This is a genomic window from Vicinamibacterales bacterium (assembly GCA_041659285.1).
Taxonomy (GTDB): Bacteria; Acidobacteriota; Vicinamibacteria; order Vicinamibacterales; family UBA2999; genus 12-FULL-67-14b.
The window spans coordinates 251,834-274,079 of sequence record JBAZYO010000002.1 but is presented as its reverse complement, the minus strand read 5'-3'; the positions used below and the strand labels follow the sequence as shown (position 1 = coordinate 274,079).

Annotated in this window: 25 protein-coding genes and 1 tRNA gene; 8 read left to right on the top strand and 18 right to left on the bottom strand. The window is 67.8% G+C overall.

The window, feature by feature from the left end; all coding sequences use genetic code 11:
* Positions 1 to 4: 4 nt before the first annotated feature.
* The 8 genes from rplT to WC815_03825 all read right to left on the bottom strand — a co-directional run bounded on the left by rplT (position 5) and on the right by WC815_03825 (position 6,295).
* Complete coding sequence (gene rplT, locus WC815_03860) at positions 5 to 367, bottom strand: 50S ribosomal protein L20 (protein MFA5907894.1); 363 nt, start codon at positions 365 to 367, stop codon at positions 5 to 7.
* A 205-nt stretch (positions 368 to 572) separates the two neighbouring features.
* Entirely contained in the window at positions 573 to 779 is a 207-nt protein-coding gene (gene rpmI, locus WC815_03855) for a 50S ribosomal protein L35 (protein ID MFA5907893.1), read from the bottom strand.
* 57 nt (positions 780 to 836) lie between these two features.
* Positions 837 to 1,490, bottom strand: a complete 654-nt coding sequence (infC, locus tag WC815_03850) for a translation initiation factor IF-3 (protein ID MFA5907892.1) — start codon at positions 1,488 to 1,490, stop codon at positions 837 to 839.
* Positions 1,459 to 3,390 (bottom strand): threonine--tRNA ligase, encoded by a 1,932-nt coding sequence (thrS, locus tag WC815_03845; protein ID MFA5907891.1) that lies wholly within the window; start codon positions 3,388 to 3,390, stop codon positions 1,459 to 1,461. Before thrS ends, infC begins: the two co-directional genes overlap by 32 nt.
* Before the next feature lie 122 nt (positions 3,391 to 3,512).
* Positions 3,513 to 3,589, bottom strand: a tRNA-Val gene (locus WC815_03840).
* A gap of 113 nt (positions 3,590 to 3,702) precedes the next feature.
* Positions 3,703 to 3,975: an HU family DNA-binding protein gene (locus WC815_03835; protein MFA5907890.1), complete on the bottom strand. Its 273-nt coding sequence runs from the start codon at positions 3,973 to 3,975 to the stop codon at positions 3,703 to 3,705.
* A complete protein-coding gene (locus WC815_03830) occupies positions 3,975 to 5,144 on the bottom strand; it encodes a S41 family peptidase (GenBank protein MFA5907889.1) in 1,170 nt (389 codons plus the stop codon). The genes WC815_03835 and WC815_03830 overlap by 1 nt, the downstream gene beginning before the upstream one ends.
* Before the next feature lie 41 nt (positions 5,145 to 5,185).
* Positions 5,186 to 6,295, bottom strand: coding sequence for a peptidoglycan DD-metalloendopeptidase family protein (locus WC815_03825; protein ID MFA5907888.1), 1,110 nt, complete (start codon positions 6,293 to 6,295; stop codon positions 5,186 to 5,188).
* A gap of 72 nt (positions 6,296 to 6,367) precedes the next feature.
* Here WC815_03825 and ruvX point away from each other — a divergent pair, with 72 nt between their 5' ends.
* Positions 6,368 to 6,823: a Holliday junction resolvase RuvX gene (gene ruvX, locus WC815_03820; GenBank protein MFA5907887.1), complete on the top strand. Its 456-nt coding sequence runs from the start codon at positions 6,368 to 6,370 to the stop codon at positions 6,821 to 6,823.
* Between the two features lie 8 nt (positions 6,824 to 6,831).
* Positions 6,832 to 7,863 carry an endolytic transglycosylase MltG gene (gene mltG, locus WC815_03815; protein ID MFA5907886.1) on the top strand — a complete coding sequence of 344 codons (1,032 nt, stop codon included), beginning with the start codon at positions 6,832 to 6,834 and terminating at the stop codon, positions 7,861 to 7,863.
* 91 nt (positions 7,864 to 7,954) lie between these two features.
* Here mltG and WC815_03810 read toward each other — a convergent pair whose 3' ends face one another.
* From WC815_03810 to WC815_03780, 7 genes are read right to left on the bottom strand one after another with little or no spacing between them, the layout of a single operon-like run.
* Positions 7,955 to 8,818, bottom strand: a complete 864-nt coding sequence (locus tag WC815_03810; GenBank protein ID MFA5907885.1) for an NAD(+)/NADH kinase — start codon at positions 8,816 to 8,818, stop codon at positions 7,955 to 7,957.
* Complete coding sequence (locus WC815_03805; GenBank protein MFA5907884.1) at positions 8,803 to 9,552, bottom strand: TlyA family RNA methyltransferase; 750 nt, start codon at positions 9,550 to 9,552, stop codon at positions 8,803 to 8,805. The genes WC815_03810 and WC815_03805 overlap by 16 nt, the downstream gene beginning before the upstream one ends.
* A 33-nt stretch (positions 9,553 to 9,585) precedes the next feature.
* Positions 9,586 to 10,524, bottom strand: a complete 939-nt coding sequence (locus WC815_03800) for a polyprenyl synthetase family protein (GenBank protein MFA5907883.1) — start codon at positions 10,522 to 10,524, stop codon at positions 9,586 to 9,588.
* The gene (gene xseB / locus WC815_03795; protein MFA5907882.1) at positions 10,521 to 10,769 is read right to left on the bottom strand and encodes an exodeoxyribonuclease VII small subunit; all 249 of its coding nucleotides are present in this window, start codon (positions 10,767 to 10,769) and stop codon (positions 10,521 to 10,523) included. Before xseB ends, WC815_03800 begins: the two co-directional genes overlap by 4 nt.
* Entirely contained in the window at positions 10,753 to 12,195 is a 1,443-nt protein-coding gene (gene xseA, locus WC815_03790) for an exodeoxyribonuclease VII large subunit (protein ID MFA5907881.1), read from the bottom strand. Before xseA ends, xseB begins: the two co-directional genes overlap by 17 nt.
* 47 nt (positions 12,196 to 12,242) lie before the next feature.
* Positions 12,243 to 13,073: a TIGR00282 family metallophosphoesterase gene (locus WC815_03785; GenBank protein MFA5907880.1), complete on the bottom strand. Its 831-nt coding sequence runs from the start codon at positions 13,071 to 13,073 to the stop codon at positions 12,243 to 12,245.
* Positions 13,070 to 13,546, bottom strand: coding sequence for an Hsp20/alpha crystallin family protein (locus WC815_03780; GenBank protein ID MFA5907879.1), 477 nt, complete (start codon positions 13,544 to 13,546; stop codon positions 13,070 to 13,072). Before WC815_03780 ends, WC815_03785 begins: the two co-directional genes overlap by 4 nt.
* A 140-nt stretch (positions 13,547 to 13,686) precedes the next feature.
* Between WC815_03780 and dnaK the strand changes: the two genes are divergently transcribed.
* The 5 genes from dnaK to WC815_03755 all read left to right on the top strand — a co-directional run bounded on the left by dnaK (position 13,687) and on the right by WC815_03755 (position 18,320).
* Complete coding sequence (dnaK, locus tag WC815_03775) at positions 13,687 to 15,417, top strand: molecular chaperone DnaK (GenBank protein ID MFA5907878.1); 1,731 nt, start codon at positions 13,687 to 13,689, stop codon at positions 15,415 to 15,417.
* A gap of 61 nt (positions 15,418 to 15,478) precedes the next feature.
* Positions 15,479 to 15,862, top strand: a complete 384-nt coding sequence (locus WC815_03770) for an Hsp20/alpha crystallin family protein (GenBank protein MFA5907877.1) — start codon at positions 15,479 to 15,481, stop codon at positions 15,860 to 15,862.
* Positions 15,863 to 15,953: 91 nt separating this feature from the next.
* Entirely contained in the window at positions 15,954 to 16,217 is a 264-nt protein-coding gene (locus WC815_03765; GenBank protein ID MFA5907876.1) for a DNA-directed RNA polymerase subunit omega, read from the top strand.
* A 91-nt stretch (positions 16,218 to 16,308) separates the two neighbouring features.
* Positions 16,309 to 16,656 carry a hypothetical protein gene (locus WC815_03760; protein MFA5907875.1) on the top strand — a complete coding sequence of 116 codons (348 nt, stop codon included), beginning with the start codon at positions 16,309 to 16,311 and terminating at the stop codon, positions 16,654 to 16,656.
* An 83-nt stretch (positions 16,657 to 16,739) separates the two neighbouring features.
* On the top strand, positions 16,740 to 18,320 hold the full coding sequence (locus tag WC815_03755) for a long-chain-fatty-acid--CoA ligase (protein MFA5907874.1): 1,581 nt from the start codon (positions 16,740 to 16,742) through the stop codon (positions 18,318 to 18,320).
* Positions 18,321 to 18,368: 48 nt separating this feature from the next.
* Here the strand turns inward: WC815_03755 and gatA are convergent, their stop codons facing one another.
* Genes gatA through WC815_03740 form a run of 3 tightly spaced genes read right to left on the bottom strand, consistent with a single transcriptional unit; the run spans position 18,369 to position 20,980 of the window.
* Positions 18,369 to 19,823, bottom strand: coding sequence for an Asp-tRNA(Asn)/Glu-tRNA(Gln) amidotransferase subunit GatA (gene gatA, locus WC815_03750; protein ID MFA5907873.1), 1,455 nt, complete (start codon positions 19,821 to 19,823; stop codon positions 18,369 to 18,371).
* Positions 19,824 to 19,827: 4 nt separating this feature from the next.
* Positions 19,828 to 20,121, bottom strand: a complete 294-nt coding sequence (gatC, locus tag WC815_03745) for an Asp-tRNA(Asn)/Glu-tRNA(Gln) amidotransferase subunit GatC (protein MFA5907872.1) — start codon at positions 20,119 to 20,121, stop codon at positions 19,828 to 19,830.
* Positions 20,122 to 20,134: 13 nt separating this feature from the next.
* Positions 20,135 to 20,980 carry an MBL fold metallo-hydrolase gene (locus tag WC815_03740; GenBank protein MFA5907871.1) on the bottom strand — a complete coding sequence of 282 codons (846 nt, stop codon included), beginning with the start codon at positions 20,978 to 20,980 and terminating at the stop codon, positions 20,135 to 20,137.
* Positions 20,981 to 21,232: 252 nt separating this feature from the next.
* On the opposite strand from WC815_03740, the gene WC815_03735 reads away from it, so the two are divergent.
* Positions 21,233 to 22,246, top strand: coding sequence for an efflux RND transporter periplasmic adaptor subunit (locus WC815_03735; GenBank protein ID MFA5907870.1), 1,014 nt, complete (start codon positions 21,233 to 21,235; stop codon positions 22,244 to 22,246).

Here is a 22,246-nt window from a genome sequence, read left to right as displayed (position 1 = left end):
CCTACTAGGCCGCCGGGATTGCGGCTTTCGCCTGCTCGACCAGCTTGGTAAACGCCGCCGGTTCGCGCGCGGCGAGTTCGGCGAGGCTCTTGCGATCCAGTTCGATGCCGGCGGCCTTGAGGCCGCGCATGAACACGCTGTAGGAGAGGCCGTTCTCACGCGCGGCGGCGTTGATGCGGATGATCCAGAGGCCGCGATAGTCACGCTTCTTGCGCTTGCGCCCGACGTAGGCGTAGACGCCCGCCTTCTCGGCGGCCTCTTTCATGAACTTGTAGAGCTTGCTCTTGTTCTGGAAGAAGCCCTTGGTGATCTTCGAGAGCTTCTTACGCTTCTGGCGACGTACGGTTCCGCGTTTGACGCGAGGCATGACTGTTCCTGTGTGCGATGTTGGGGGCCGGTGGTAACCGGACTTGCGCCAGTAGCTGAATGCCCTGGCCGGCGCTTGCAGGCCCCCCGTCTTGTAGGGCACCCCTTTACGGGGTGCCGGGACGTGGTGCCGTTGAGTGTCGCAGCGAAAATGCCCCAAACCGCTGCCGCGACGCGCCGATCGTTTATCCGGCTAAAGCCGGATTCTACTTATACGGAAGCATCAGGTTGATCTTCCGGGCGTCGCCCGGCGTGACCACCTTCGAACCACGCGCGTGCCGCTTCGACTTCGTGGTTTTGCTCGTGAGGATGTGGCGCTTGAACGCCGCGCCGCGCACGATCTTGCCGGTGCCCGTCTTCTTGAACCGCTTTGCCGCGCCGCGGTGGGTCTTCAGCTTCTGCTTCTTGGCCATGATCTCTCTATATTCCCTAAACCGTCCGGGCGGAACTGAAGTTCCGCCCGGACGGCGCTACTCGTTGGCGGCCGTCTCGGCCACGTCGGTCTTCTTGGCCGCCGGCTTCGGCTGGCCCTTCTTGCCCGTCAGGATCGTGTGCATCTGGTTGCCCTCCTGCCGGGGCATGGTTTCCGCCATCGCCACCTCTTCCAGGTCCTTGATGAGCCGCATCAGGATCCGGTGGCCAATCTCGGGATGCGCCATCTCGCGGCCGCGGAAGAAGATGGTCGCCTTGACCTTGTCGCCTTCTTCGATAAACCGCTCGATGTGGTGCTTCTTGAACTGGTAATCGTGTTCGTCCACTTTGGGACGGAACTTGATCTCCTTGACCTCGATCACCTTCTGGTGCCGCTTCGCCTCGCGGGCGCGCTTCTGCTCCTGGTACTGATACTTGCCGTAGTCCATGATCCGGCAGACAGGCGGAACCGCGGTCGGCGAAATTTCGACCAGGTCGAGGCCTTTCTGACGGGCAAGAATCAGGGCCTGGGGCGGCGGCATGATGCCCAGCTGCTGCCCCGCGTCGTCAATTACGCGAATTTCACGCACTCGAATCCGCTCGTTGATGCGGAGTCGGTCGTCACGACGGGTCGGGCGAGATCTATCGAAGGCGATAAGGTTCCTCCAGCGACAAAGATTACTAGGATAGCGCTTTAGACCGGACCTCGGCAAGCGCGTCGGTCAGGAATTGTTCCAGGGGCCTGGCGCCCAGGTCGCCTTTGGCCCGGCTCCGGACCGCCACGGCCCGGTCGGCCGCCTCGCGGTCGCCCACTACCAGCATGTAGGGGATCTTCTGGAGCTGGGCCTCACGAATCTTGTAATTCACCTTTTCCTGGCGGTCGTCGCAGCGGGCCTTGAGCCCGGCCGCCTCCAGGGTGGCGGCCACGTCCCTGGCGTAGTCCAGGTGCCGGTCGGCAATCGGCAGCACCACGACCTGCACCGGCGCCAGCCACAGGGGGAAGGCTCCGGCGAAGTGCTCGATCAGGATGGCGATGAACCGTTCGAAGCTGCCGAAAATAGCGCGGTGAATGACCACCGGCCGGTGCTCGGCGTTGTCGGCCCCGGTGTACTTGAGGTCGAACCGCTCGGGCGCCACGTAATCCAGCTGGATGGTGCCGCACTGCCACTTCCGGCCAATCGCGTCGGTGATGTCGAAGTCGATCTTCGGGCCGTAGAAGGCGCCGTCGCCGGCGTTAATCGTGTAAGCCTGCCCGGCCTTCTCGAGCGCTTCCTTGAGCGCGCCCTCGGCGCGATCCCACAACGCGATCTCGCCGATGAACTTCTCGGGCCGCGTTGACAGCTTGGCCGTGTAGCCCAGGCCGAAGTCGCCGTAGATGCCCTTGATCAACCGCAGCAGCGCTTCCACTTCGCTGGCGATCTGCGTCTCCATCACGAAGCAGTGCGCGTCGTCTTGCGAGAACTGGCGCACGCGCGTGAGGCCGCCGAGCACGCCCGACGCTTCGTTGCGATGCAGCGGCGTCTGCTCGTGGAAGCGGATCGGCATCTCCTTGTAGCTGTGCTTCTCGCTCGCGTACAGGAGGTAGTGGCCGGGGCAGTTCATGGCCTTGAGGCCCATTTCCTCGCCGTCGGCCGACTTCACCAGGAACATGTTCTCGCGGTAGTGCGACCAGTGCCCCGACAGTTCCCACAGCGCCTTGTTGTAGACGATGGGCGTCTTGACCTCGTCGTAACCGGCGGGGAAGAGGCGGCCGCGCATGTAGTCGGCGAGCGTGTTGTAGAGCGTCGTGCCCTTGCCGAGCCAGAAGCCGGCGCCCGGCGCCCACGGGTGAAACGTGAACAGGCCGAGTTCCTTGCCCACTTTGCGGTGGTCGCGCTTCTTGGCTTCCTCGAGGCGCGTGATGTGCTCGTCGAGTTCCTTCTGCGAGAAGAAGGCGGTGCCGTAGACGCGCTGCATCGGCTGGTTCTGCGCGTCGCCCTTCCAGTAGGCGTTGCTCGTGGTCGTCAGCTTGAAGGCCTTGAGCTTGCCGGTGGAGGGGACGTGCGGCCCGACGCAGAAGTCGAGGAAGGTGTCCTTGTCCTTGATCGTGTAGACCGACACTTGCGGCTGGCCGGCCGCCTTCTCCTCGATCAGCTGCACCTTGAGCGGCTCGCCGCGCCTGGTGAAGAAGTCGATGGCCTCCTGGCGCGGCCACGACTGGCGCTCGTACACCAGGTCCTGCGACGCCAGCTCCTTCATCTTCGCCTCGATGGCCTCGAGGTCTTCGTGCACGAAGGGGCGCTCGACCACGAAGTCGTAGTAGAAGCCGTCTTCGATGGGCGGCCCGATGCCGCACTGGACCTTCGGGAACAGCGCCGTGACGGCCGCCGCGAGCAGGTGCGCCGTCGAGTGGCGATAGAGCTCGAGGGCTTCAGGGCTCTTGTTGGTCACAATCCGGACGGTGGCGTCGGCGGTCAGCGGACAGGTGAGGTCCACCATCTTGTCGCCGATAAACGCCGCCAGGGCGGCATCGGCCAGGCGTGGCGAGATGGCCTCGGCGACAGCCCTGACGGGCGCGCCGGCCTCGACTTGCTTCGTCGATCCGTCGGGGAGGGTGACTGTGACCTGATTCATGGGGCGAACGTGTGAGCCTTCGTGTGGCTTGCCCAGCCGAAGCTTGGGACCGACATCATACGGCCCGCCTTCGCGCTTTGCGCTACGGCGGGGCAGCCTTCGCCTGCAATCCAAGCGAAGGCTGGTAGGCGCGAATAGATTCGAACTATCGACCTCCTCCGTGTCAGGGAGGCGCTCTAACCAACTGAGCTACGCGCCTATCTCGTGCGAAATTCGGCCCAAAGCCGACAGAAAAGTATAGCAGAGGCCGAGCCAGGAAGGCGGCACTTCTTGAGCGCCGAAGCCTTGGCGAAGGCGGTTAGTGCTGCCGGCTCAGTTGAGGGCTTTTTTCAGCGCCTTACCGGCGGAGAACCGGACGGCCCTGCGCTTGGGGATGCGAATGGCGCCGCCGGTGAGGGGATTGCGTCCCTTGCGGGCCTTGCGAAGCACGGTCTTGAACGTGCCGAAACCGACAAACGTGACCGGTTCGCCCTTCTTCAGGGCCCTGGTGACAGCCGCGAGAAACACGGCGACGATACGGGACGCCTGGGTCTTGGTGGCGCCGGTGTCCTTGACGATCCTGGCGATCAGGTCCTGCTTGTTCATCAGGCCGCGGCCTTGACGGCGAGCGATTCAATCGCCTTGTCGAGCGCGGCGTCGGTCGCCGGCGGCGCCTGGCCGAACTCGACGTCGGCCTGTTCCACCGGTACGTCGGGGATCAGGCCCTTCTCGTGGATGGCGACGCTGGCCGGCGTCATGTAGATCAAATGGGTGAGCACGAGGGCGCTGCCGTCCGGCAGCCGCACCAGCTTCTGCCGCGCGGCGCGGCCGAACGTGCGCTCGCCGACGAGGGTCGCGCGCTTGTTGCCCGACAGGGCGGCCGCAAACACCTCCGCCGCGCCGGACGTGCCGTTGTCGGTCAGGATCGCCGTCGGCAGCGTGACGGCACCGTCGCCGGCGGCGGCCGACACGGCTTCCTTTTCCTTGCCGCGATCCTGGCGATACACGAGCACGCCGGTCGTGACGAACAGCCGCGCCGCGGCGAGGCCGGTGTCGGTGTCGCCAAAGGCGGTGCCGCGCACGTCCACCACGAGGCGCGTGGCGCCGGACTTGGTGAGAGACGCGATCTCGGCCTTCAGTTGATCCGGCGTGGCCTTCGTGAATTCCGCGATGCGGACGTAGCCGACGCCGGTGGCCGCGATGCGCGACTTGATCGGCAGTGCCGGCAGGTCTTCGCGGGCCAGTTCGATGTCGTGCGGCTCGGCGGCGTTGCCGCGCAGCACCGTGAGGCGGACCTTGGTGCCCGGCTTGCCGCGCAGCAGCCGCTGGCCTTCGTACACCGTCGTGTCGCGGGTGGACTGTCCGTCGATGGCGCGAATGTAGTCGCCGGGCATGAGGCCCGCCTTCGCGGCCGGTGAGCCGTCGCGCGAGGCAATCACGCGCAGGTAGTACTGGCGCGTGACCTCGAGGCCGGTTTGCGCCGCGCCGCCGGGGTCGGCCTTGTCGTAGGTCTTGACCTGCGCGGCGTCGAGGAAGGCGCTGTCGGGATCCAGTCCGTCGGCGAGCCCGTGCATCGCACCGTGCATCACCTTGTCGACGTTCACTTCCTCAACGTAGTTGTTGACGATCAGCGTGACGACGTCTTCGAAGATGCGGAGATATTGATAGCTGTCTTCGCGGGCCAGGGCGCTGTTGCCCAGGAAGCCGCCGATGACCGCAAAAGCGATCACGGGCACCGACACCGCCAGCACGAGAACCCGGCCGCGAATCTTCATCGTGATCTCCTGGATGGCTTGACTGTCAGCAACTCGCCGCGTTAACGCCTCGGCCTCGCCAGCCATTGTATGGGATCGACCGGGCGGCCGTCGATGCGCACCTCGAAATAGAGCGCGGCGTCACCGGCCGGCGCCAGCCCGACCCTGCCCACGACCTCCCCGCGTTTGACCGTCGATCCCGTGGCCACGGTGGCTTCCGACAAGTGGCCATACAGCGTGAACGCCGAGGCGCCGTGATCGACGATGACCAGGACGCCGAATCCGGTAAACGGGGCCGCATAGGCCACCGTGCCCCCGTGCACCGCGCGCGCCGGCGATCCCTCGGCCGCTTCCACGTCGATACCGTTTCGGACGAGAGCCGTGCCGAAACGGCCGGCTGGAGTGCGGCCGAACTGGCTCACTACCCGTCCGTTGGCCGGCCACGGCAGGTCGCCGCGGAAGGGACGGATGGGAAGCGCCACCGTTTTCGAGGACGCGTCGGCGGCGGAGAGCGTCCGCTGGATCTGGCGTTGCGCCGCCTGCAATTCGCCCACGTACTGCGCCGCGAGGTCGCGCTGCCGATCGAGGCTGTCGATCAGGCGGTTGCGCGCCGCCACCGCGGTGTCAAGCCCGGCCCGCGCGCGGCGCGCTTCCTTCCGCGCGGCTTCCACGGCCGCGCGTTCCTTGTCGAAGGCGGCCAGCGCGGCGCGTTCCGCCGCGACGGTGCGGCGATGGGTCTCGAGCCGAACCCGATCGAGCTCCGCCACGGCGGCGACGCCGCGGCTCATCCGCCCGAAGGCGCGGATGTCGTCCGAGGCCAGCAGCAGTTGCAGGTAGCCGCCGCGTCCGCGCTTGGCGAGTTCGACCAGGCGCTCGCTGACGCCCGGCGTCTGCGCCACGCGCGCGGCCTCGAGCGCTTTCAGCCGGGCCGCCGCCTGCTCCTGCGCCTGCGTGACGCGCGCGACATCCGCGTCGGCGCGGATGATCTCTTGCTGGCTGATCTCGCGCTCGAGTTCGAGTTTGCGCAGATCGCCGAACACCGTCCGCGCCTGCGCGGCCAGGCGGTCGGCCTCGCCCTGCAGCACGCGGATGCGCTCCGCCGCCCCCGCGGTCAACGCCTTCGCGTCGTCGGTTGGCGTCTGCGCTGCCAACGTGGCGCACGTCAGCGCCATCGCTGGCACCCAAGCCCCAAGCCTCAAGCCCCAAGCCTCAAGCCTCATCTGGTTGCGAATTATACTGGCCGCGTGCGTGTCCTGGGCATCGACTACGGCGCGCGTCGCATCGGACTGGCGCTGAGCGACGCCACCGCCACGCTCGCCTCCCCGTGGCGGCTCCTGCAGCGTCCGCCGTCGGACGCGGCGACGCTGCGCATGATCGTGGCCGAGGTGGCCGCGCTCGCGGCAGACGATGACGGGCTCGAGGCGGTGGTCGTCGGGTGGCCTCGCCGTCTGGACGGCACTCCAAACGAACAGACACCCATTGTGGAAACCTTCGCGCGCTCGCTCGAAGGGCAGGTCAAGGTGCCGGTGGTGCTGCAGGACGAACGCCTGTCGAGCCACGAGGCGGCATCGCGCCTGGCGCTGCGTGAACCAGACTGGCGCAAGCGCAAGGCCAAGCTCGATGCGGCGGCCGCGGCCATCATCCTGCAGGACTATCTCGACGGCCGCCCTCGCGCGGCCTCTGACGAATCAACCGAATGATGCGATGGATGCGACGAATCGCGCTGCTGCTGGCCGCGCTCGCGGTGGCGGCCGGGGCCGGCGCCTGGTGGATGTACGCGCGCGTGCAGGAACCGTTTCGCGGCGCGGCCGAGGCTGAGACCTTTGTCGATATTCCTTCGGGCACGGGCCCCGCGGGTATCGGCGCCCGGCTCGTCAACGCCGGCCTCGTCCGTGACGCGTGGACGTTTCGCGCCGCCGTCCTGTTGAGCGGGCGCGCGCGGGAGCTGAAGGCGGGGGAGTATCGCTTCGACGCCCCGATGACGGCGCTCGACGTGGTGGGCAAGATCGCGCGCGGTGAGGTCTACACCCGCCTGCTGACGTTCCGCGAGGGCCTCACGATGGTCGAGATGGCGGCGGTGTTCGAAGAGCGCGGCTTCGGCGCCGCGGCGGATTTCACCAGGGCCGCGCAAGACGCCTCGCTGATCCGCGATCTCGATCCCGCGGCGAGGGATCTGGAAGGCTATCTCTTTCCCGAAACCTACGCGCTCCCGCGCCGCACGCCGGCGGCCGACGTGGTGGCGCAGATGGTGGCCGGCTTCAAGAAGGCCTTCGACGCCGACCTGCGCGCGGCCGCGGCGGCGGGCGGGCTCACGGTCAGGCAGGCGGTGACGCTGGCGTCGCTGGTGGAAAAGGAGACCGCGAGCCCGGACGAGCGCCCGATCGTGGCGGCCGTGTACCGCAACCGCATGAAGATCCGGATGGGCATGCAGGCGGACCCGACGGTGATCTACGCCCTGCAGAAGGCCGGCAAGTACGACGGCAACCTGTCGAAGGAAGATCTCCGGTTCGACTCGCCCTACAACACCTATCGCTACGCCGGATTGCCGCCAGGCCCCATCGCCTCGGCCGGCCGCGCCTCGCTCGCGGCAGCCGTGAAGCCCGCGGCGGTGGACTACTTGTACTTCGTCAGCCGCAACGACGGCACGCACGTGTTCGCCTCAACGCTGGCCGAACACAACCGGAATGTCTTTACCTGGCAGGTCGACTATTTCCGGAAGTTACGCGGGCGCAGTCGATGATTTGGTGCTCTCGTGATTTGGAGATGTGGAGATTTGCAGTCGGGAAATCACGAACTCACCAAATCACCAAATCGCCAAATCGCCAAATCATCTATCTCTCATTCCATTTGAGCTTCTGTCGAAGCACTTCGAAGTAGCTGCGCGCTGACGCGCGAACCAGGCGCAGCGGGCGCGCGGCGCGCGAGACCGCGATCTCGTCACCCTCGCCCAGTTCGAAGCCGGTCTGGCCGTCGAAGGTGACGTAGACTCTGCCGGCGTTGGTGCCGGTGGATTTCACGCGGACCTCGCGCTCGGCGGGAATCACGATGGGGCGATTGGTCAGCATGTGCGGCGCAATCGGCGTCAGCACGAGGGCGTCCATCGCCGGATGGACGATGGGTCCGCCGGCGGCCAGGTTGTAGGCGGTGGAGCCGGTCGGGCTCGCCACGATCAAGCCGTCGGCCTTGACCGACATCACGAACTGATCGCCGACCCACACGGCCAGGTCGATCATGCGCGACAGCGCCGTGCGCGTGAACACGATGTCGTTCAACGCGAGGTGGGTCGAGGTGACGCCGGCGCGCGTGGCGACCGCCCGCAGCATCATCCGCTCGTCGTGCGAGGCGCGGCCGTTCAGTACCGCTTCGAGCGAGGTGTAGATCTCGGGCCGGGTGATCTCGGTGAGAAAGCCCAGCGACCCGAAGTTCACCGCGAGCAGCGGGATGTCGCGGCCGGCTTCCGCGATGGCCTTGGCCATGGCGAGCAGCGTGCCGTCACCACCGAGCACCAGGATCAGGTCGAGGTCCTCCGGCAGCCGGGCCCGTTCGACGACGGTGCGTGAGGCCGGTGGCAGCAGGGCGGACGCTTCCTCCGTCCACACCGCATCCACGGCGTGGTCCCGCAGCCACTGCTCGACGCCCACCAGCGTTTCGCGGGCCTCGAGCAGGCCGGGCTTGACGGCTATGCCAATGCGCATTGGAGGTGCATCAGGAATTCCTGGTTGCCATGTGCCCCGGTGATTGGCGACTCGACCAGTCCGGCGCGTTTCAATCCTACTTCAGCCGCCGCGGCCGTGACCTCGTCCACGACGCGCCCGTGCACCGCCGGATCCTTCACCAACCCGCCCTTACCCACGTCCTTCCGGCCCGCTTCGAACTGCGGCTTCACCAGTGCCACGATCTCCGCGCCCGGGGCCACCAGCGCCGGCAGCACGGGAAAGATGTGGCGGAGCGAGATGAACGACACGTCGATGCTGACGCGCGTGATCGGCGCGCCCATGTCGGGCAGGTCGCCCGGCTTGAGGTGCCGCGCGTTGACGTGCTCGATTACAGCGACGCGCGGGTCGCTGCGGATCTTCCAGTGGAGCTGGCTGTGGCCGACGTCGAGCGCGATCACGCGCGTCGCGCCGCGTTCGAGCCAGACATCGGTGAAGCCGCCGGTGGAGGCGCCAATGTCGAGGGCAACCTGGCCGGTGGCGTCGATGCCGAAGGTGTCGAGCGCGAATGCCAGTTTGACGCCGCCGCGGCTGACCCACGGATGGTCGGGGCCGATGACGCGGAGGTCGGCGTCCACCGCCACCATGGTGCCGGCCTTGGCCGCGCCGTGGCCGTCGACGTCAACCTGGCCGGCCATGATCAGGGCGCGGGCCTTCTCGCGTGACTCGACGAGGCCCTTCTCGACGAGCAGCGTGTCGAGGCGTTGTCGTTTCACAGCCAAGCCCCAGGCCTCAAGTCCCAAGCCCCGTCACTTGTCGCGCTTGATGATCCAGGTGGCAATGTCATCGAGCCGTGAATCGAGCAGGCCGGCGCGATCGAGCGCCTGGCGCGCGCGGGTGTGGCAATCCGCGGCGAGCGCGCGGGCCTGGTCGAGGCCGAAAAAGGCCGGGTAGGTCGGCTTGCCGGCGGCTTCGTCCTTACCGGCGGTCTTGCCGAGCGTGCCCGCCGCGCCCTCGACATCGAGGATGTCGTCCACGATCTGGAAGGCGAGGCCGATCTCGCGGCCGTAGTCATCAATCGTGGCGGCGAGGCGATCATCGGCGCCGCCCATCACCGCGCCGGCCGCGGCGGCGGCGCGAATCAACGCGCCGGTCTTGCGCATGTGCATGGCCTGGAGGCCGTCGGCGTCGAGCGGTATCGCGCCGGTGCCCGGCTTTGGCGACACGGCGGCCAGGTCGATGGCCTGGCCGCCTACCATGCCGGCGGGGCCGGCGGCGCCCGCGATCAGCGCGAGCACGCGGAGCTTCCGGGCCATCAGCGTCGGGTGGTGGCCCTGCGGTTCGCGAGCGAGCAGGCTGAACGCCTCGGCCTGCAAGCCGTCGCCAGCCAGGATGGCCATGCCCTCGCCGTAGACCACGTGCGACGTCGGCCGCCCCCGCCGCAGGTCGTCGTCATCCATCGACGGCAGGTCGTCGTGGATCAGCGAGTAGGTGTGGATCATTTCGAGCGCGCAGGCGGCCGGCATGGCGGCGTCGCGCGCCGCCGCTTCGGATCCACCGAGGGCCTGGGCCACGCCCTCGGCGCTGGCCAGCACCAGCAGCGGCCGCAGCCGCTTGCCGCCGGCCATCAGGCTGTAGCGCATGGCGTCGGCCACCACCGCCGGCGTATCCGGCGGCGCCGGCAGGTGCCGTTCGAGCGCGGCTTCCACGTCACGCCGCCGCGCGTCCAGGTAATCCGTGAAGGTCACGGCTCGTCTTCGCCGGTCGGCAGGCGCAGCGACGCCGGCGCGGGCTTGAGCTCGCCGCGTTCGTTGACGATCTCGATGCGCTTCTCGGCCTCCTCGAGGCGCGAGTGGCAGAAACGCGAGAGCTGCACGCCGCGTTCGTAGAGCTCGAGCGATTTCTCGAGGGCGAGGTCGCCCTCTTCGAGCTTCTTGACGATGGTCTCGAGCTCGGCGATGGCGGCTTCGAAGTCTTTAATCGTTGGGTCCATGGGCGTTCGTGATCGTGGCGTCGAGTGATCCGCGTTCGAGCGTGACGCTGATGGCGTCTCCCGCGCGAACCGTGGACGCGTCCCGAATGATACGCGTTCGGGCGGCGTCCCAGGTGACGGCGTAGCCGCGGCCCAGCACCGCCAGCGGGCTCAAGCCTTCGAGCCGCGCCGCCAGCCCGCCGAAGCGGCCCTGGGAACTGGTGATCCGGCGGCGGGCGGCCGCCGCGAGTTGGGCGTCGCGCGCCACCAGGCGCGTGCGAATGGCGCCGAGCCGGTGGCGAGGGTCGAACTGGTCGAGCGCGCGGCGGAGCAGCTCGTGACGGCGCCCCCGGCGCGTCACCGACTGGCCGACGCCGTGGCGCAACGCCGAGGTGAGCTCCGAGACGTGTCGTCCGCGGAACGCCAGGCGGCCCGGAAAGCCTGAGTAGCCCGGCCGCGCTTCGAGCGCGTGCAGCCGCGATTCGAGCCGGCGCAGCCGGTTGCCCATCGCCGCCTCGAGCCGCTCGCCGAGGCGGTCGATGTGCCCGAAGAACTCGTCTTTGCGGCGGACCACGAGTTCGGCGGCCGCCGACGGCGTGGCGGCCCGCAGGTCGGCGACGAAGTCGGCAATCGTCACGTCGGTCTCGTGGCCGACGCCGGAGATCACCGGCACCGGCGAGGCGGCGATGGCGCGCGCCACCGCTTCTTCATTGAACGCCCACAGGTCTTCGAGCGAGCCGCCGCCGCGGGCGACGATGATCACGTCGACGTTGGTCACGCCGGCGACCAGCTTGAGGGCGCGCGCCACTTCCGCGGCCGCGCCCTCGCCTTGCACGCGCGTGGGGGCGATGACCAGGTGCGCGTTCGGGTAGCGCCGCCGCAGCACGCGCACCATGTCGCGCAACGCCGCGCCGTCGATCGAGGTGACCAGGCCAATGCGGCGGGGCAGCGCGGGCAGCGGCCGCTTGCGCGACGCCTCGAACAGCCCTTCGGCGGCCAGCTTCTTCTTCAGTTGCTCGAAGGCGAGTTGCAGCGGGCCGAACCCCTGCGGCTCCATGTGCTCGCAGATCAGCTGGTAGTCACCCTTGACCTCGTAAACGCTGATCTTCCCGCGCGCCACCACGCGCAGGCCGTCTTCGGGCTTGAACTTCAGGTAGCGCAGGGCCGAGCGGAAGATCACGCCCTTGATCTGCGCCGCGCTGTCTTTCAGCGTGAAGTAGAGGTGCCCGGTGTTCCACAGCCGCGCGTTGGAGATCTCGCCCTCGACCCACACGTTCTGGAATTGCGTCTCGAGCGCGTCACGAATCGTCGCCGACAGTTCGCTGACGGTCAGTACCTGTCTGATGGGTGCCACTGGCACCTCAGGCCCGCCTTCGCTCGCGCGCGTGTCGAGCGCGAGCTTCGGCGAGGTCTCGCCGGAGCGGCCTTTGGCCGCGGAGGCGGACACCCTAGGCACTTTCGTCTGTGCCGGTTCGTCGTCGAAAGGGAGCTTGCTCACGAGCGGAGGGCGGCCGACGCCTCGTCTGTCAGCTGGGCGAGTTGGTGTTCCGTGATCGCGACGCGTTCGATCGCGGTCGCCTTGCCGGTCTCGGGATCGACCGTAATCGTGACGCCGTGCAGACGGACGTCGCCGCTCGCCGGCTCGAAGCGTCCCGGCAGGCCGGTGACGAAACGCGCGATCACCGCGACCCGGTCCATGCCGATCACGCCGTCGTGCGGACCGGTCATGCCGACGTCGGTCAGGCACGCCGTGCCGCCGGGGAGGATGCGCTCGTCGGCGGTCTGCACGTGCGTGTGGGTGCCGATCACGGCGGCGGCCTGACCGTCGAGATACCAGCTGAGCGCCACTTTTTCCGACGTTGTTTCGGCGTGGACGTCCACCAACACCACCTGCGCGCCGTCCTGCTTGACACGGGCAATCTCGCGAGTGGCGGCGCGGAACGGGTCGTCAATGGCCTGCAGAAAGACGCGCCCCATCACGTTGACCACGCCCACCCGCACGCCATTGCGGGCGAGGGCGACGTAGGAGCCCAGGCCCGGCGTGCCCTCCGGGTAGTTCGCCGGCCGGATCAACCGCGGCTCGCTGACGATGAACTCGAGCGCCTCGCGCTTGTCCCACACATGGTTGCCCGACGTGATCACGTCCACGCCGGCGCCGAAGATCTCCTTCGCGTTGTCGCGCGTGATGCCGGCGCCACCGGCGGCGTTCTCGCCGTTGGCGATCACCAGGTCCACGGCATGCGCCGCGGCGAGGGCCTTCAGGTGCTTGCGCACGAGGTCGCGCCCCGGGCGGCCGACGATGTCGCCGATGAACAGGAGCTTCATTCGGAGGCCGCGGCGATGGTGTCGATGGGAACCAGGATGCCCTGGCCCCGGCGATCCTCGCGGCGGGGCAGCACGACGCGGAGCTCGCCCTGCGACAGGCGCGCGCTCGCCTGGGCCGCGTCCACGGCGCCCGCCACCCGTATGGCGCGGGCAAAGCGGCCGAAGTCACGCTCCACGAGATGGAAGCTGGCGGGCACGCGCTTCGAGGGCTCGGGCCGCTCTTTCTCCCCGACGATGAGCACGACGCCGGCCTTGATCAGGATGCGAAGTGCGTCGGCGGCGACGCCGGGCAGGTCGAGCACGATTTCCACGGTCCGGTCGGTCTCGAAGACATCGACCACCGGCATGCATTCGCCGGCCACCACGTGGCGGCGGTCGGGCCGGCGCCGGGCCAGGTCCTCGAACAGACGATGGACGTCCTGGGCCAGGTCGGCCTGGTTGAGGTCCATCGGTTCGGAGGAAAAGCCAGCCATCGCTCCGATTCTAGCGCGGTCCCGAAACCTTTGGCTCAGAACGACGTCAGAGCAATATGAGTGCTAGTCACTAATATAAAGTTATTGACTTGCACTCATGAATCGGGCAGAATGAAGAAGTCCGAGGGAGGACTCAGGAAATGGCAACCAAAGGCAGAGTGATCGGCATCGACCTCGGCACCACGAACTCGGTGGTGTCGGTCATGGAAAACGGGCAGCCCACCGTCATCGTGAACCAGGAGGGTGCTCGTACGACCCCGTCGGTTGTCGGCTTTGGCAAGGATGGCGACCGGCTCGTCGGTCAGGTTGCCAAGCGTCAGGCCGTGACCAATCCCGAAAACACCGTGTTCTCGGTCAAGCGCTTCATGGGCCGCAAGTTCACCGAGGTCACCGCGGAAACCCAGCGCGTGCCCTATTCGGTGACGCAGACCCCCAATGGCGACGCCCGTATCACGGTGCGCGGCAAGCAGTACTCGCCCCCCGAGATCTCGGCGATGGTCCTGCAGAAGCTGAAACAGGCCGCGGAAGACTACCTGGGCGACAAGGTCACCGACGCGGTGATTACCGTGCCGGCGTACTTCAACGACTCGCAGCGCCAGGCCACCAAAGACGCCGGGCAGATTGCCGGGCTCAACGTGCTCCGCATCGTCAACGAGCCGACGGCGGCGGCGCTGGCCTACGGGCTCGACCAGAAGAAGGACGAGACCATCGCGGTGTTCGACCTCGGCGGCGGCACGTTCGACATCTCGGTGCTCGAAGTGGGCGAAGGCGTGGTCGAAGTGAAGTCAACCAACGGCGACACCCACCTGGGTGGCGACGACTTCGACCAGTTGATCGTCGAGTGGATGACGGCGGAGTTCAAGAAGACCGACGGCATCGACCTGGGCAAGGACCGCATGGCGCTCCAGCGCCTGAAAGAAGCCGCTGAGAAGGCCAAGATCGAGCTGTCGTCGGTGATGGAGACCGAGATCAACCTGCCGTTCATCACGGCCAACGCGTCGGGGCCCAAGCACATGGCCATGAAGCTGACGCGGGCGAAGCTCGAGTCGCTGGTCGAGGGCCTGGTGCAGCGCACGATTGGGCCGCTCAAGCAGGCGCTGGCCGACGCCGGCCTCAAGCCGTCGGAGGTCGACGAGGTCGTGCTGGTCGGCGGATCCACCCGCATGCCGCGCGTGCAGCAGGTGGTGAAGGAGTACTTCGGCAAGGAACCGCACAAGGGTGTCAACCCGGACGAAGTGGTCGCGATTGGCGCGGCGGTCCAGGGCGGCGTGCTGGCCGGAGACGTCAAGGATCTGCTGTTGCTGGACGTGACGCCGCTGTCGCTGGGCATTGAAACGCTCGGCGGCGTGATGACGGTGCTGATCCCGCGCAACACCACCATCCCTTCGAAGAAGAGCGAGATCTTCTCGACCGCGACCGACAGCCAGACCAGCGTCGAAGTGCACGTGCTGCAGGGCGAACGCTCGCTGTCGCGCGACAACCGGACGCTGGGGCGGTTCCACCTGACGGGCCTGCCGCCGGCGCAGCGCGGACTGCCGCAAATTGAAGTGACCTTCGACATCGACGCCAACGGCATCGTCAACGTGGCGGCGAAAGACAAGGGCACCGGCAAGGAACAGACCATCACCATCAGCGGCGCGAGCGGCCTCAACAAGGACGAAGTCGATCGCATGGTGAAGGACGCGCAGGCCAACGCGGCCGAAGATGCGCGGCAACGCGAGGAAGTCGAGGCCCGCAACAAGGCGGAAGCCGAGGCGCACCAGGCGGCGGAGGCGGCCAAGGCCGCCCAGAACGCGCCGAAGCAGGAGAACGCGGCCGACGCTGTCAAGGACAGCGAGGTCGTGGACGCGGAGTTCGCGGAAACCCGGTAGTCGAAATAGTAAGCCCAATGTAGCCTCCGGCTTTAGCCGGAGCATTGTTGAGGAGTAACCAATGTCCATCGTTCGATTCGATCCGTTCGCTGACCTCCTGACCAACGGCCGCTGGGTGCCGGCGGTCGACATCTTCGAGAACGGCAACCAGGAGCTGGTGCTGAAGGCGGAGTTGCCGGACATGAAGCGCGAAGACATCACCGTGGTGTTCGAGAACAACACGCTGACCATCAAGGGTGAGCGCAAGTTCGCAGACGATGTGAAGCAGGAGCAGTTCCACCGCGTGGAGCGCGCCTACGGCACCTTCAGCCGCTCGTTCTCGCTGCCGTCGAGTGTCGATGCCGGCAAGATCGCGGCCGACTACAAGAACGGCGTGCTGACCGTGAAGCTGCCCTTCCGCGAAGAGACGCGTCCCCGGACGATCAACGTCGAAGTCGCGGCGTAACGGAACCTGACGGGAGGGAACGACAAGAATTGCCCTCCCGGCAGTATCCGAAGTAAGCTGTAAGGCTATGTCAGAGAATGAAGTTCCGCAGGTGGCAGAAGCCGCTGAAGACGAAGCGCCGATCGAGTACCCCAAGGCGACGCCTATCGAAAGCCGTTTTCTCTATGTCGACGTGTCGGCCCTGCGCGCCAAGCAGTTGCGCCGCGGCGCCCGCGTGCGCCTCGACCACGACACCCTGGACCAGTTGCCCGCGTCCAAGCTGATCAAGCCGGAACGTGTTGCCATGGAAGAGGTTAAGCAGAACCTTGTCCAGTGGGACCTCCCGGATTTCAAGGTCGTCATCGACCTGCGCTAGTTCGCCTCCGGGGCGGCACTGACCGTGCCGCCCTCCCGGCAGTCCCGGCCTCGGGAACCCCGGCCCTTGCCTTCTCGTCCATTTCATTAAGATGTTCGAACTCATTGCGCTTGCCGGTCTGCTTGCCGCGGGTCTCGCGTTCGCGTTCGTGATCGGCATCGTCTTGATGGTGTTCAAGGTCCTCCTCTGGACCGTGTTCCTGCCGTTCCGGCTCCTGTTCAAGCTGCTGTGGATCCCCGTGGGCCTGGTCATGGGCGCGGTCGGCCTCGCGGCGGGCGCCGCCGTGCTGCCCATCCTGCTGGTGGTGGGCGCCGCGGTCGCCGTGATCGGCCTCATCGCCGCCGTCCTCGCGCTGCTGGTGCCGGCCATCCCGTTCATCCTGCTCGGCCTGGCCATCTGGGCGTTGATGCGCCGCCAGCCCGCCGTCGTCTCCCAGTAGTCCCCTCACACCATCGGCGGTGCCGCAGCACCAAGGCACCTTAGGCACCTTAGGCACCTTGCCATGTCGTAGAATGCCCGCCGATGGAAGTCCCGCTCACGCCCCTCGAGTTCATGCGCCGCACGCGGCGGCTGCACGCCAACCGCGAAGGGGTGGTGGACGGCGCGCGGCGCTGGACCTACGGTGACTTCTTCGACCGCTGCGACCGCTGGTCCTCCGTCCTGCAGCAGTTCGGCGTGCGCCAGGGCGATCGGGTCGCCTACATCTCGCCGAACACGCACGCCCAGCTCGAGTCGTTCTATGCCGTGCCGCAGCTGGGCGCCGTGCTCGTGCCGCTGAACTTCCGGCTGATCGCCGACGACTTCCGCTACATGATCCAGCACAGCGGCGCGAAGGTGGTGTGCGTGTCGCACGACTACCTGGCCGCGGTGGACTCGATTCGCGACGACCTGGCGGGCGTCACCCACTTCGTGGCGCTCGACCCTGACGGCGGCCCACCGGCCGGATGGCTGGACTACGAAGCGCTGTTGCGCGATGCCAGCGGCGCGTTCGACCGGCCGGCCATCGGCGAGCGCGATCTGCTCACCATCAATTACACCAGCGGCACCACCTCGCGGCCCAAGGGGGTGATGATCACGCACCGCAACGCCTGGATGAACTGCGTCGGCATGCTCGCGCACACGCCGATGACGCCGGCCGACACCTACCTGTGGACGCTGCCGATGTTTCACGCCAACGGCTGGACCTTCACCTGGACGGTGACCGCCGCCGGGGCGCGGCACGTCTGCCTGCCGAAGTTCGACGGCGCCACCGTGTTTCGCGTGGCCAGGGACGAGCGGGTGACGCGCCTGTGCGCGGCGCCGACGGTGCTGATCATGCTGGCGAGCGCGCCGGAGGAGGTCAAGCACGGCGCGCCGCGCGGGGTCGGCGTGATGACCGCCGGGGCGCCGCCCGCGGCGGTCACGATCCAGCGCATCGAGAACGAACTGGGCTGGGTGGTCACGCAGATTTACGGGCTGACCGAAACCGCGCCGGCCATCAGCATCAGCGAGCCGCTGCCGGAGCACGCCGCGTTGTCGGCGGACGAGCGGGCGACGATCAAGGCGCGCCAGGGCGTCGAGCTGATCACCTCCGGCGAGCTGCGCGTGGTGGACGACCACGGCCGCGAGGTGCCCGCCGACGGCGTCACCCCCGGCGAAATCGTGGCCCGCGGCAACGTGATCATGGCCGGGTACTACGACGACCCCGCCGCCACCGAGAAGTGCATGGGCGATGGCTGGTTCCACACCGGCGACGCGGCGGTGGTGCACCCCGACGGCTACGTCCAGATCACCGATCGGCTGAAGGACGTGATCATCAGCGGCGGCGAGAACATCTCGTCGGTGGAGGTGGAGGCCTTGCTGCTGCGGCACGACGCCGTCCAGGAGGCCGCCGTGGTCGGATTCCCGGACCAGCAGTGGGGCGAATCGCCGCATGCGTTCGTGGTGTTCAAAAGCGGCCAGTCGGCCACGCCCGAGGTGCTCCGCGAGTTCTGCCGCGCGCACCTGGCGCATTTCAAGGTGCCGCACGCCTTCACGCCGATTGCGGAGTTGCCGAAGACGGCGACCGGCAAGATTCAGAAGTTCGTGCTGCGCCAGGGCCGCCCCAACATCACGGCCCAGTGACCACCCCCCGCCGTCTTGTCCGCCGTAGCCTTGGCGGAGGCGGAAGCTTTAGCGAAGGCGGGGGGCCTCGGTGTGGAACGTGGTGTCGCGCTGATAGGCATCGGCGGCGCGCAGCAACGTCGTCTCGTCGAACATCCGCGCCGTCAATTGGAAGCCGATCGGCAGGCGGTCCGCCGAGAACCCGCACGGCACGCTGATCGCCGGCAGGCCCGTCAGGTTCGCGCTCACCGTGAAGATGTCGTTGAGGTACATCTGGATCGGGTCGCTGGTCTTTTCGCCGAGCTTGAACGCCGGCGTCGGCGTGGTCGGCGTGGCCACCACGTCAACGGCCTCGAACACGCGATCGTAATCCTGCCGCAGCAACGTGCGCACCTGCTGCGCCTTCAGGTAATACGCGTCGTAGTAGCCGGCGCTGAGCACGTAGGTGCCGAGCATGATGCGCCGCTTGACCTCGGCGCCGAAGCCCTCGTCTCGTGACCGTTCGTACATCTGCAGCAGCGTGTCGTCCTTCTCGGTCGCCGTGCGATGACCGTAGCGGACGCCGTCGTAGCGGGCGAGATTGGACGAGGCCTCGGCAGTGGCGATCAGGTAGTAGACCGGGATGCCATAGCCGGCGTGCGGCAGTTCGATGTCCACGAGCGTCGCGCCGCGATCGGCCAGCGCGCCCATGGCCGCGTTGAAGGCGGCCAGCACCGGCGCGTCCACGCCCTCGCCGAGGAACGCCCGCGGCACGCCGACGCGAAGACCCTTGATGTCGCCGGTCAGCGACGCCAGCAGGTCGGGCATCGCTTCGGTCGACGAGGTGGCGTCATGCGCATCGTGGCCGCCGATCGCCTGGAACGCGAGGGCCGCGTCCGCCACGGTCCGGGTCAGCGGTCCGATCTGATCGAGCGACGAGGCAAAGGCCATGAGGCCGTAGCGCGAGACGCGGCCGTAGGTCGGCTTGAGGCCGACAATGCCGCAGAGCGCCGCGGGCTGGCGGATGGACCCGCCGGTGTCGGAGCCGAGGGCGAGCGGCGCCATGTCGCCCGCCACCGCCGCGGCCGAGCCGCCGCTGGACCCGCCCGGCGTGCGGTCGAGCGCCCACGGGTTCTTGGTGCTGCCGAGCGCGGAGTTCTCGGTGGACGACCCCATGGCGAACTCGTCCAGGTTGGTCTTGCCGAGCACGACGGCGCCCGCGGCGGCGAGGCGGGCCACCACCGTCGCGTCATAGGGCGGCACGAAACCGCGCAGGATCTTCGACGAGGCGGTGGTCGGCACCCCGGCGGTGCACATGTTGTCCTTGATCGCGACGGGCACGCCGTGCAGCGGCCCGAGCGGCGCGCCCGACTGCTGGTGCGCGTCGAGCGCCCGGGCGCGGGCGAGCGCGCGTTCGGCGGTCACGGTGTTGAACGCGCTCAACTTCGGCTCGACGGCCTTGATGCGCTCGAGGTGCGCCTCGCACACGGCGACGGCGGTGGTCGCGCCGGCCGCGATCTGGGTGGCGATGTCTTTGGCGGTCATCGGTCTACGCCATCACTCGCGGAACCTTGAAGAGACCCGCCGCGCGGGCGGCATCGGGCGCATTGGCCAGCAGGTCCTCCCGCGACAGCGACGGCTGCAGCACATCGTCGCGATCGACGGGGCGGTTGAGCACGTGCGAGGTCGGCGGCACGCCGGTGGTGTCGAGCGCGCGGATCTGCTCGACGTAGGTCAGGATGTCGGCGAGCTGCCTGGTGAACAGGTCGAGTTCGCCGGTAGTGAGCTCGAGACGGGCGAGCTCCGCGATCCGCTTCACGTCTTGCTGGGTCAGGGTGGACACGATCCCCGCAATTCTATCGCAGCGGCAGCAGGTCGCCGTCGTCGAGCAGCCAGCAGTCGCCGGTAAAGCCGCTGGCGGCGACCTGGGCGCGCAGCGCGGGCAGGGCGGTGTCGCGGGCGTAGCGGATGGAGAGGTGGTTCAAGACCAGGGTCTTGACGTTGGCGGCGCGGCCCACCTCCAACGCCTCTTGCGTGGTGGCGTGGATCGGCGCCCGCCGATCGGGCTCGTCGAGGAAGGTGGCGTCGTGCACCAGCAGGTCGGCGCCGGCCACCAGCGCGGGATCGATCGGCATGGCATCCCCGGAGTGCGCGAACACCACGTGGCGGCTGTCTTCGAGCAGGCTGTCGCGCTGGCCGGCCCGGGCGACCGTCTCGATCTCGGCCTGCGTCATCGACGCGAACTCCGGCCTGAGGCGGCGCCGCGTTTCAACCACCCGGTAGCCGAGCGCCGGTTCGCCGGGGGTGTGGCGGACGGCGAAGGCCTCGAGCACCCGGCCCTTGCCGAGTGGGATCGCACTGCCGGCCGTGACGGCGACCCAGGTCAGCGGGAACGGGACACCTGAGAAGGCGGTGCCGAGCAGCTCCCGTACCGCCTGCACCCCCACCGACCCCTCTGGATAAACGATGGTCAGGGGTTTGTCGGCCGCGCCCTTGCCGAACTGGCGGGCGGCGACCAACCCGGGCAGGCCGAGGACATGGTCGGAGTGGCCATGGGTGATGGCCAGCACGGACGGTGAGAAGACATGGGTGCCCAGGGCGAGCTGGAGCCCTTCGCCGGCATCGACCAGGAGTTGGAGGGGGCGGTGCCAGAGCCAGTTGGAGAACATCCCCCGGCTGAAACCGCGCAAGTCTTCGAGCATCTGAAGCATTGTGACCTGACCAGCGATTGCCGGCATCTCTGACTTGGGCATATAGTAGGGTTTCGCTTTTATTACGTCTCGAGGATTTCCCACGCCATGACTTCGAAAATAAGAACCATCCCGGCCTCGTTCTGGCCAGCTCGAGCATTCGCTTTTTGTTCGGCAGCGCTGGCGGCCTTCCTGGTGATTGGGTGTGGCGGGACCTCGGGACAGCCGGGCCCAGGCGGCCCTCCGGGCGGCGGCATGCCGCCGATGCCCGTGACCACCATCACGCTGGCCAACCAGCCCGTGGAGCAGGTGAGCGAGTTCGTCGCCTCGCTCAAGTCTCGGCGATCGAGCACGATCCAGCCGCAGGCCGAAGGACACCTCACCCGCATCGCGGTGCGATCGGGTGAGCGTGTCTCCCAAGGCGCGGTGCTGTTCGAGATCGACTCGGCGCCAGAACAGGCCGCCCTCGCGTCGCTGCAGTCGATGCGGCCAATGCGGGAGGCGGAGCTGTCGTTCGCGCAGCAGCAGGTGCAGCGCAACAAGGCGTTGCTGGCGGCCGGCGCCGTGAGCCAGCGCGAGGTCGAGCAGTACGAAACCCAGGTGCGCACGACCGAGGCGCAGATCAAGGCGCTCGACGAACAGATCAAGCAGCAGCGCAGCATGCTGGGCTACTACCGCGTCACCGCGCCGTCGGCGGGCGTCGTCGGTGACATCCAGGTCGTCGTCGGCGACCGCGTGACCAAGAGCACCGTGCTCACCACCATCGACGAGAACGACGTGCTCGAGGTCTACATCAACGTGCCGGTGCAGCAGGCGCCGATGTTGAAGGTCGGGCTGCCGGTCCGCCTGATGGACGACAGCGGCCGGCTGATTGCGACCAACCGGGTCGGCTTCGTGTCGCCCAACGTCGACACCGCCACGCAAACGGTGCTGGCGAAGGCGCCGCTGGTCGAGGGCCGCGGCCAGTTCCGCGCCGACCAGTTCGTGCGCGCGCGCATCGTGTGGTCCGAGGCTCCCGGCCTCACGCTGCCGGTGACGGCGGTGGTGCGCATCAACGGCCAGTTCTTTGCCTTTGTCGCCGAAAAGGGCGGTCCCGGCATGGTGGCCAGGCAGAAGCCCGTCGAACTCGGCGAGATCATCGGCAACGACTACGTCGTCCGCAGCGGCCTGGCGCCCGGCGAGCAGTTGATTGTGTCGGGACTGCAGAAGATCGGCGACGGCGCGCCCGTCCAGGTCGGCCCGCCGCCGGCGGCGCCCGAAGAGAAGAAGGCCTCCTAG